The following is a 9,988-nucleotide window of genomic DNA, read 5'->3' on the forward strand; positions in this document are numbered from 1 at the left end:
ATTTCTTCAAGACCGGATACCTGTATCTCTGCAAGTATCTGTCCTGAGAAATTTTTCTGTAAACACAGGAAGGTTTTTTTTATTGAACATTCGCACTCCGCTTCGTTACATGCTCACGAACAAAAATCGCAAAACGATTTTGTTCAGATCTCCAGTTTTTTCTTCACTGCCGGTGCAATAGACGTATCTGCTTTATGATATGGGATCAGTGTAGACTGCAGTGCATGGTACAGATCGGATTTTCCGGGCCATACGGTTCCTTTCAGATGATTCTGCTCATCCAGCTGATGAAACCAGGAGCCGTTTTCGTGATCCATGACCACTTCATCCAGGTACTTCATAAACGCAGCATAATCTTTCGCATATTTCTTCTTACCGGTCACCTGATAAAGAACTGCAGAGGTATTGATCGCTTCCGCAAGAGTCCAGTGCATACGGTCATGTACCACCGGTTTGCCATTCCAATCTGTCGTGTATACAATTCCCGGTGCACCATCTGCGTTCCAGCCATCTTTTATTGCTGTTGTGTAAAGGTTTTCTGCTGCCTGAAGATGTTTTTCCAGTTTTTCTTTCTCTTCTCCACAGTTTGCAAGCGTCCACTGTGTGATCAGCCTTGCCCATTCGATTCCATGTCCCGGTGTTGCGCCGTATGGCTTGAACGGATCATCCGGACGGTCACGGTTGCAGTCAAGATCTGCCACCCATTCCTTCGTAAAATGTTCCGGGATCCTCCAGTTATTATCTTCTGCCCACTGGATCACATGATCAATGATCCTGCCTGCACGAATGTGATATTTTTTATCCCCGGTGACATCTCCTGCTGCCAGAAAAGCCTCTACCGTATGCATATTGGCATTTAATCCCCGATAATCATCCAGCACAGTAAATTCTGTATTCCAGGTGTCACAGGCCAGCCCTTCTTCTTCATTCCAGAAATGTCGGTCATAAACAGCCAATGCCTCTTCAAGGAGCTCTTTCGCCCCGGGCCTTCCGGCTGTCAGTGCGGAAGATGCAGCCAGGATCACAAATGCATGGGCATAACACTGTTTATTGGGCACAATATCTCCTTCCGGTGTTACACCTGCATACCAGCCACCGTTTTTTTCATCGTGAAGCTCTCCCTTCAGACCTTTCAATGCCGCATCCGCAAGCTCTCCGCTTCCCTCATGGCCAAGCATCAGACCCAGACTGTATACATGAGCCATACGACAGGTGATCCAGGTTTCCCGATTTCTGTCCTTCCATGGTGTTCCGTCGTCCCCCAGATAATAGGAACCTCCATTCGGTGAAGGAAACCGATGTCCGAAATTCAAAAGCTCCTCACAGGATGCTTTCAGGAATTCCCGGTTTTCTTTTGTGCTGATCTCATATTTGCTGTTCATTTCAACCACCCCATCTACTTTTTTCTTTAGGATACCATTCTTTTTTGGGGACTTCAATTCCTTTGGATTCTTTTGACAGATTGACGAAAAAAGGAGAATGCCCTATATGCATTCTCCTCATATCAGATTTCTTAATTCCATTACCGTAACGGTCACAGATATCCCTGTATTAATCTTCAAAACAGGTGATCACATAACGCTCACTTTCCATGATCACATCGGAAACATTGTCTCTGTCCCAGATCGCATCACTGATGATATCTTTCAGCTTATCATCCATAACGATATTAAAATTCTCCTCGATCACCTGAAACGGGACTCCCTCATTCTCCTGTGCATACTCCATGATAAAATCAAGAATCTTCTCTTCCATACCTTAAAATCTGCCTTTCTGTAAATACTAACGTTTAATATATTACATCAGATTTCCGCAGATGTCCAGATATTTTCCAGCCATGTCCATGCGGTATTCCATAAGATATTATGCCAGTATACACACCCCTTCACATTTCGTTCTATATCAGAATTTGGTATGTCGGTTCACATATTTTGCTTTATATTTGGAGTACACAATGGTCTGATCCTTGTAAAGGCCATAATATCCCGATGCTGCATAGCTGATAGATACTGCGATCAGATAGAAGGATACTCCCTTAAATCCAAACATTTCAAAAGCGATCAGGATCGAAGTGATCGGACAGTTGGTCACACCGCAGAAAACTGCTGCCATTCCGCAGGCTGCACAGATCGACGGAGAAATTCCCATAAGATTACCCATCACACAGCCAAAGGTAGCTCCAATGCAGAAAGAAGGTACGATCTCTCCCCCGCGGAATCCTGCGCGCATAGTCAGTGCTGTAAGCACCATTTTCCAGAAAAAGGCGAAAGTATCCGCCTGTCCGTTTTCCACCGCTTTTTCAATAAGCTCCGCACCAGCGCCCATATATTCATCTGTTCTCAGAATAAAGGTGACAACAATGACCAGGCAGGCGCCCACTGCAACCCTGACATATTTATTCTTAAACCATCTGCCATAAAGTCCTGCTGCACCATTCAGCGCAATACAGAACATAATGCTGACAACTGCACAGCCCAGAGCGATCACTCCCATTTTCAGGCCAGTTTCCACAGTCAGTGCCGGAATATCCGTCACATGAAAACTTTCCGGTGTGACTCCCATTCCGGCTGCAAATCCGGAAGCAATCAATGACGCGATCATACACGGCATCAGTGCTGCATAATACATCACGCCCACACTGACCACTTCCAGCGCAAAAACTGCCGCTGCCATCGGTGTTCCAAACAATGCGGAAAACGCCGCGCTCATGCCGCACATGACAATTACATGACGGTCCTCCTCGTCCAGATGGATCCATCTTCCAAGCTGGTTGGCAATACTTCCTCCAAGCTGGATCGCTGCTCCCTCACGTCCCGCAGAACCACCGGCAAGATGAGTCAGCGCCGTTGTGATAAAGATCAGAGGCGCAGAAAGGATTGGCACATCATCTCTGGAACGCACGGTAGAAAGAACCTGATTGGTCCCTCCATCCTCTTTTCCAAGCTTCTCATACAAAAATACAATGACAAGTCCGGATAATGGCAGCAAAAGAAAAATCCATTCATGCGCCTTCCGATAACTGGTCACTGCCTTCAACGTAAAAGAAAACAGTGTGCTGGCAGCACCTACGATACATCCTGTAATGACAGCAAAAACCAGCCACTTGATCAGATTTGAGATATCCCGGCTGATTCTTGCACTGTAATAATATAAATGTTCCTTTAATCTTTTGTTATGATCGATCCCCATGTTCCTTCCCTTCTTTTCTTTACTGTCTGCATTATACTACATTTTTCCTCTCAGTAAAAGCAGGAAGAGAAAGCCCTGTTATTTTTTCTTCCGTGAAATATGCCTGTGTATCAGGATCGAGAATACACTGATCATCACAAGAAGCACTGCGGAGAGCCAGAATGCCGGAGACTTCGGATTTTTGATATTTGCTCCAAATATTGTAGCGAGAATAACTCCCGGCAGCGTTCCAAGCACGCCACCTGCCATATAGGTTCCAAATGGAATCTTTTCAGCTCCGAGAAACAGACTCACAGCATCTCCCGGTAAAAAGTTCAATGTCCGCATAAAAAATGAAATATACAGGCAATTTCCGTTCTGGTAATCTACTACTGTTTTCAGTTTCGGATATTTAGCTGTAAGACTTTCCACCATGGATGCACCTGAGAAGCGTCCCATCCAATATGGAAGTGCCAATGTGACTGCTCTTCCCAGAAAGTTCACCAGAAGTGCTGTTCCTGTAGAAAACAGATGCCCTACAGCAAGCTGCAGGATCGCAATGGGGAATACAAAGGAAACACTTTTCACGGCATAAAACACAAGCATAAGCAATGCAGCCTTAACAGGTTCCTTCGGCGTATAGCGCAGAATCTTTTCCACAGACAGATCCTCTCTATAACGGATACAGAAAAGGAGAAGCACAAGAAGGAGCACCGCCGGCAGATATTTTCTGATGTTATCAATCATTTTTTTCATGGTCTGATCCCTCCGTTTTCAAAAAAAGAGCACCGGCACCTGTTTCCGGTACCGTGCTCTTTCATAAGTTCTGCTTTTTTAAGTTTCAGGATCAGCAGCCTTTCTTCGCTGCCTTTCTCTCCTGGTCTTCCTTCCACATTTCCTCTGCTACCGGCTTCCAGTTTTCAGCATACCGGTCACATTTCGCACAGAGATGCTCTGCACTCTCCGGTGACTGAAGATCTGTGGAATGTGCTCCGGATTTTTCTACCATTTCTCTCAGCTTCTGCGGATTTTCAAGCATCGGGCATGGACGGTACATATTGTCATTAAACGGCTGTCCGTCATGATATGCCATCATCATCGGAGACTGCAGTGCTTCCAGAAGTGTTTTCTCGCGGATATTGGAATCAGAATAATGGATAAACACACATGGATCGATATCGCCGTTTGCATTGATATGCAGATAGCGACGGCCGCCTGCAATACATCCTCCCACAAACTCTGCATCATTCTGGAAATCCATGGCAAACAACGGCTTTGTTGCACGGTATTTACGGATACGCTCATAGGTTTCTCTTCTCTGTGCAGGAGTAGGAAGCAGCTCCGGTGCTGCATCATTTCCAACCGGCATATAATGGAAATACCAGATAAAGTACGCTCCAAGATCGATCAGGCTGTCGTAAAATGCCTCTGATGTGATAGACTCGAAATTTGCACTCGTATAACATGCAGAGATACCAAATACAAGCTTCTTCTCTCTGAGAAGATTGATGGCCTTGATAACCTTCTGGTATACACCATTTCCTCTTCTGCCATCTGTTGCAGTCTCAAATCCTTCCAGTGAAATTGCAGGAACAAAGTTTCCTACCCGAAGCATATCATTTGCAAAATCCTCATCGATCAGTGTTGCATTTGTGAAGGAAAGGAAGATACAGTCATTATGTTTCTCGCAAAGACGGATCAGATCCTTTTTTCTTACAAGTGGCTCTCCGCCTGTGTAAATATACATATAAACGCCAAGCTCCTTACCCTGGCGGATGATGTCATCGATCTCATCGTAGGTGAGGTTCAGCTTGTTTCCATACTCTGCTGCCCAGCATCCTGTACAGTGCAGGTTACATGCACTTGTTGGGTCAAGAAGGATTGCCCACGGGATATTACAGCCATATTTCTCACGGCATTCATCCTGTTTCTTCCAGCCTGCAAGATTTGCATTGATAAAGAAGTTTGCAACCAGAGTTTTCATAACATGCGGATCAATATCAGTTACCAATCTATGAATAAACGGATAATACGGATGTTCCGGATTGGAAATGACTTCGCGGATCATTGCTCTCTGTGTAGGAAATCCACCACCGGAAAATTTATCTGCCCAGTCCATGATCTTGATAAAATTCTTATCCGGATCTTTATAAACATAATTGAATGCCTGTTCAAGTCCGAATTTCTTAAGTGTGTTCATTGCGCTCATACTATCTCTCCTTATTTCTCTCAATGTAAATATGCAATCTAGCTAAACGGACATCTTCATTCCGTCACACTGCATTTCGAGTACCAAAGCTTTCTTACTATCTTTGCCTGACTCATGGTGTTACTGTACGTTTTTTCCATTTGAATAACAATAGGCAATATAATTGGTATGACCGAAAACTAGGCAAATCTGTTAAAATGCCTAAATATTTTTTAATAATCCCTATAAATAAAGGGTTTTTAGGTCAATATTTGTGAGTTGACACCATTTTTACACCATTTTACCCAGGCTATTCAGCTCGCCTTCTTATAGTTTCGTTCATCGCATCTTCAAGCATTAATATATTGTGAGTTTTTTGAGATTCATTGATATCCGTATAGATATCAAGTGTAGTATTTACGCTCTTATGTCCTAAATATGCTTGTACAATTTTAGGATTGATACCTTCATCAAAGCATCTTGTCGCAAAAGTATGTCTTAATGTGTGTGGATGTGTCAAGTATAGGACAAAAAAAATTTTATTTTTTTCTGCCGAAGACTATCTGACGCTCCCATCAGGTAGTCCCAGCACCTCTATTATCTTTTGATAAGTCATTCTCGTCCTGCTCAAGTTATCTCTGTTCTGAAAAAATATCGTCAAAATTCCATTCGATTTCAATTTCATCCTGACTATGAACACGGATCACCTTGATAATCTCACGCAGCTTCTCTGTATCGAACTTCTGAATTCCCAAGAAATCTTTTAGTTTTATTTTATCAGGAAGTTCATTTTGTTCAAGAAGCTTTTTGCTATTCTCCGCATCTTCTATTTTTCGTTTGATTTCATCCAGCTGTCCACTTATCTTTTCAGCTCTCTGCTTATACAAATCACGATCCATACGACCATCTTTGTAATCATCATAGAGCTTCATCTTTTCTGAAGTCAATTGTCGGCTCTGTTTTTGCAATTCTGCAGTATTGATCTCTTTATATTCGCATTGACTTTTGGAAGATGTTTTCTTTTCTTTTTCCAACAATGACGCTGCATACTGATGGACAAGTTCAAGGATATTCTCCTCCAGCGGTTCCCGTCGGATCACCAGACTTCGGCACACAGGATCTCCATTGGTTCTGGCATCAGAGCATTTCAGCAGATGCTCTGTTTCTTTTAACAGAGAATGCCCACAGTTGGCACATATCAGCAATGCCGGCTGTTTTTTACGTCTTTCCAGAGTAAAATTGGTGCGTGATTCTGCAACAATTCTCCGTTTTTTCGGATGCATTTCATTTGCTTTTTCAAACAATGCCCTGTCTATAATTGCTGTATGATGATTTTCCAGGCGAACCCATTCTGTTTCATCATTCAGAACTGCTTTATGGGCAGTATGCATACTGCAACGTGTTTTGCCCCAGATTCTGGTTCCAATATAAATCTCATCCCGGACAATTGCCGCTACTGTCGTAGCACTCCAGTGTTTCTTTTTGATTGTATCAAACCTCTGGAACTGCACCTGATCCCCTCTTGATAATTTCTGCTCATCACAAGTGGCAATCGCCTGTCTGTTCAATCCCCTTGTAATATCTGCAAAACTTGTTCCTTCCGCTGCCATCTGAAAAATCATTTTCACGACTTTTGCAGCCTCCGGATCAACTTCCAGCCTTCCATCTTTTCCTTTTTTATAGCCATATCTGGCATTTACCGGAAGACGTGTGCCGTTTTTTGTTCTCGTCTGCATTGCTGATGAAATTTTCTTTGACAAATCCAGGCTATACATATTGTATACCAGATTCTGCAATGCTACATTCATTCCACCAGTCATTCCGTTGCTTGCTGCACTGTCATAGCTGTCATTAATCGAAATAAATCGAATCTGTAGAAGCGGGAAAATATATTCAATATAAAATCCAACTTCCAGATAGTCTCTTCCGAATCTGGAAAAGTCTTTTACAACTACACAGCCGATTTCTCCGCTTTTCATGTCATCCTGCAGCTGTTGAAATCCCTGCCGTTTAAAGTGAGTACCGCTGACACCGTCATCCACATATTCCGGGATATCTGCCTCAACAACACCCAACTGATCAATCACAAATGATTTTAACAGAATTCTCTGAGAAGTTACACTGTCGCTCTCTTTTTTGGCTCTGCCATCTACATTGTCATCCTCTGCGGACAAACGGATGTAAACAGCTGTTTTTCTAAGATCTGTCATCTTGACTGCGCCTCCTTCTCTTTCTTTAATTTCTGTAAATCTGCAAACTGATCGTCATATACCAGCTTGATCTCATAATCATACTTACCATGGATGATAATTGAATCCACAAAGGCATCTGCCATTTCTTTTGTCAGCTTACGCTTTGACATATAAGTATGTATCACATTTCCCCAGCCTTCTTCGATGTGGTAATCCTGGGAATAACGAACCTGTGCCGCTAATACTGTGTCCAGACGGCTCTTGATATTCTCAATTTCATTGGAATAGATCCGAGAAAACTGTATGTACTCTTCTTCCGTAATCAAACGTTCCGAGTAATCTTCATATAAATCCGATTTACGCTTACTGATTCGGCTTAGTTCCCGTCGAAGTTTCCCCACTTCTTTATCCAAAAGCAGGTACTGTGTCTGGTTTTTGGAAGCTGCATTCATTTCCTGAATCATTTTTTCTGTATCCAATACGGTTTTCATATGCGTTTGGATCAGGCGAAGAACATCGTCATCCACATATTCTTTTCTGACTCTGTGCCCTTTGCATTGCTTTCCTCCGGATTTATGGTTAGTATTGGCTCCGCAGATATAAAAGAATGTGCCATTTCTTTCTCTGGACAACGTCATGCGGTTGCCACAGCCTCCGCACCATATCTTTCCTGTATAGAAATTATGGTTTCGAATAGCCCCATTGTTCTGCTGATGTTTCTTCTTATAAGCTTCCGTATATTCCTGGATTTTAGATTGTACCTGTTGAAACAACTCTCTATCTATAATCCCTTCATGCGTGTTCTCCACATGCACCCATTCACTCTCTGGTCGATTTCTCTGTTTATTTCCCTGGAAAACACTTTGCTGATATTTTCCAAATACAGAATCACCTGTGCAATGAACATCCTGAAGAACTCGTTTCACTTCATAATTATTCCAGGGTTTTGACTCCGGAAGCGGCTTTTCACCAGTTTTATAGAATTTTCTCTGTAAAGTCGGCGATAAAACTCCATCTTTATTGAGCTGTCTTGCAATATCACTATAGTTCCTGCCATCCATATACATAGAAAATATACTTTTCAGATGATCTGCTGCTTCTTCATCAACAATCAACTGATGATTGTCTTCTTCTGACTTTCTGTAACCATACGATTCCCAGGCACTTGTAAATTTTCCCTCTTTCCAAAGTGCTTTTTTTGCGCTGCTGCTCTTCTTGGCAAGGTCTTTCGAATAGAATTCATTGATAATATTCTTAAGTGGAACTGTAAGATCTACACCCTCTCTGAAGGAATCGAAATCATCTGTCACAGCCAGGAATCTTACATGGAAAAACGGGAATACTCGTTCAATATAATTGCTGGTTTCGACATAATTTCTTCCAAGTCTGGACAAATCTTTTACAATAACACAATTGATTTTTCCATGCTTGATATCTTCCATCATCTGTACGAATCCAGGACGGTCAAAATTTGTACCTGAATAGTCTGAGTCCTTATAGACTTCCGCAACCGAAATATCTTCTGTATCTGCTACAAAGTTTTTCATCAATTCCACTTGAGTTTCTATCGTTCCTCTTTCTAATGTTTCTTCTGTTTCCATTGAAATTCTGGCATACAATCCTGCCCGGAACGGTCTGCTCACCTCTGTCTGGACGGTTGCACTGCTGACTACTTCCGGAATGTTTTTCCTGCTCTTTCGTGCCATTTTATACAACCTCCTTTACCTTGATCTGCAGATTATTATCATTATCTATTACCGTATCAACTCCCATAGCGGGTAATTGATTCAGCAATGTCTGATAACAATCATCAAAATCAAAAGTGATTTCTATATCCTTTTTATCATATATTCTGATTTGCCTGATCAGTTCTACCACCACAGTGCGGGACAGTTCTTCAATATCCTGATATTTCACAAAATAATCCAGCCAGGTATTGGCATTGTCTGCTTTTTCTAACTCACTATCCATTTCTTTCTGGATCACACGGATACTCTCTTCCGCATTTCTAAGCCTCTTTCCATAGGCTGCATGAAGCTCTACATAGTCTTCTTTTGATACAATGCCCTCTTTCATATCCGAATAAAGCATCATCCGTAACTCCTTACAGCGTTCTGTCTCCTGCTTTTTCTTCTCCAGCCTGTCCTGCAGCTTCTTCATATTGATCTCCTGAAATGGCACAGTACCAATAAATTCCAGGACTCTTTTCAGGTGCAGGATATTCTGGATATGCTGTTTTAGCATCACCAGTACGGCATCTTCCAGATCCTTTTCCGGTATTCTATGACTGGAACAACGTTTTGTTTCTTTATTTGTGGAACATGAGTTAAACCAGATAGGGATAAAAATAGATATGTATCGGCAGGAGTACAGATTTACTCCTGCTTTCGCCTTTATTCAGGCGGTTTGACGTGTAGTACGCTGCATATATTCCCTCTCC

General features: G+C 42.4%; 9 protein-coding genes. All 9 read right to left on the bottom strand.

Annotation, left to right across the window (positions count from 1 at the left end; translation table 11 throughout):
* Nucleotides 1-143 precede the first annotated feature (143 nt).
* The 9 genes from DMI82_RS17815 to DMI82_RS17855 all read right to left on the bottom strand — a co-directional run bounded on the left by DMI82_RS17815 (nucleotide 144) and on the right by DMI82_RS17855 (nucleotide 9,792).
* Entirely contained in the window at nucleotides 144-1,382 is a 1,239-nt protein-coding gene (locus tag DMI82_RS17815) for an AGE family epimerase/isomerase (protein WP_110104115.1), read from the bottom strand.
* A gap of 169 nt (nucleotides 1,383-1,551) precedes the next feature.
* A complete protein-coding gene (locus DMI82_RS17820; RefSeq protein ID WP_015525195.1) occupies nucleotides 1,552-1,755 on the bottom strand; it encodes a hypothetical protein in 204 nt (67 codons plus the stop codon).
* A 147-nt stretch (nucleotides 1,756-1,902) separates the two neighbouring features.
* On the bottom strand, nucleotides 1,903-3,189 hold the full coding sequence (locus tag DMI82_RS17825; protein ID WP_110104116.1) for a chloride channel protein: 1,287 nt from the start codon (nucleotides 3,187-3,189) through the stop codon (nucleotides 1,903-1,905).
* 78 nt (nucleotides 3,190-3,267) lie between these two features.
* On the bottom strand, nucleotides 3,268-3,924 hold the full coding sequence (locus tag DMI82_RS17830; RefSeq protein WP_110104117.1) for a TVP38/TMEM64 family protein: 657 nt from the start codon (nucleotides 3,922-3,924) through the stop codon (nucleotides 3,268-3,270).
* Nucleotides 3,925-4,015: 91 nt separating this feature from the next.
* Nucleotides 4,016-5,377, bottom strand: a complete 1,362-nt coding sequence (locus DMI82_RS17835; RefSeq protein WP_110104118.1) for a radical SAM protein — start codon at nucleotides 5,375-5,377, stop codon at nucleotides 4,016-4,018.
* Nucleotides 5,378-5,666: 289 nt separating this feature from the next.
* Nucleotides 5,667-5,876, bottom strand: coding sequence for a tyrosine-type recombinase/integrase (locus DMI82_RS20740; protein ID WP_207724838.1), 210 nt, complete (start codon nucleotides 5,874-5,876; stop codon nucleotides 5,667-5,669).
* 112 nt (nucleotides 5,877-5,988) lie between these two features.
* A complete protein-coding gene (locus tag DMI82_RS17845) occupies nucleotides 5,989-7,566 on the bottom strand; it encodes a recombinase family protein (RefSeq protein ID WP_110104120.1) in 1,578 nt (525 codons plus the stop codon).
* On the bottom strand, nucleotides 7,563-9,254 hold the full coding sequence (locus tag DMI82_RS17850; protein ID WP_110104121.1) for a recombinase family protein: 1,692 nt from the start codon (nucleotides 9,252-9,254) through the stop codon (nucleotides 7,563-7,565). Before DMI82_RS17850 ends, DMI82_RS17845 begins: the two co-directional genes overlap by 4 nt.
* Nucleotide 9,255: 1 nt before the next feature.
* Complete coding sequence (locus DMI82_RS17855; protein ID WP_242981870.1) at nucleotides 9,256-9,792, bottom strand: DUF4368 domain-containing protein; 537 nt, start codon at nucleotides 9,790-9,792, stop codon at nucleotides 9,256-9,258.
* Between the last annotated feature and the right edge of the window lie 196 nt (nucleotides 9,793-9,988).

The sequence above is a fragment of the Blautia sp. BCRC 81119 genome, from assembly GCF_003184505.1.
GTDB lineage: Bacteria > Bacillota > Clostridia > Lachnospirales > Lachnospiraceae > Blautia_A > Blautia_A fusiformis.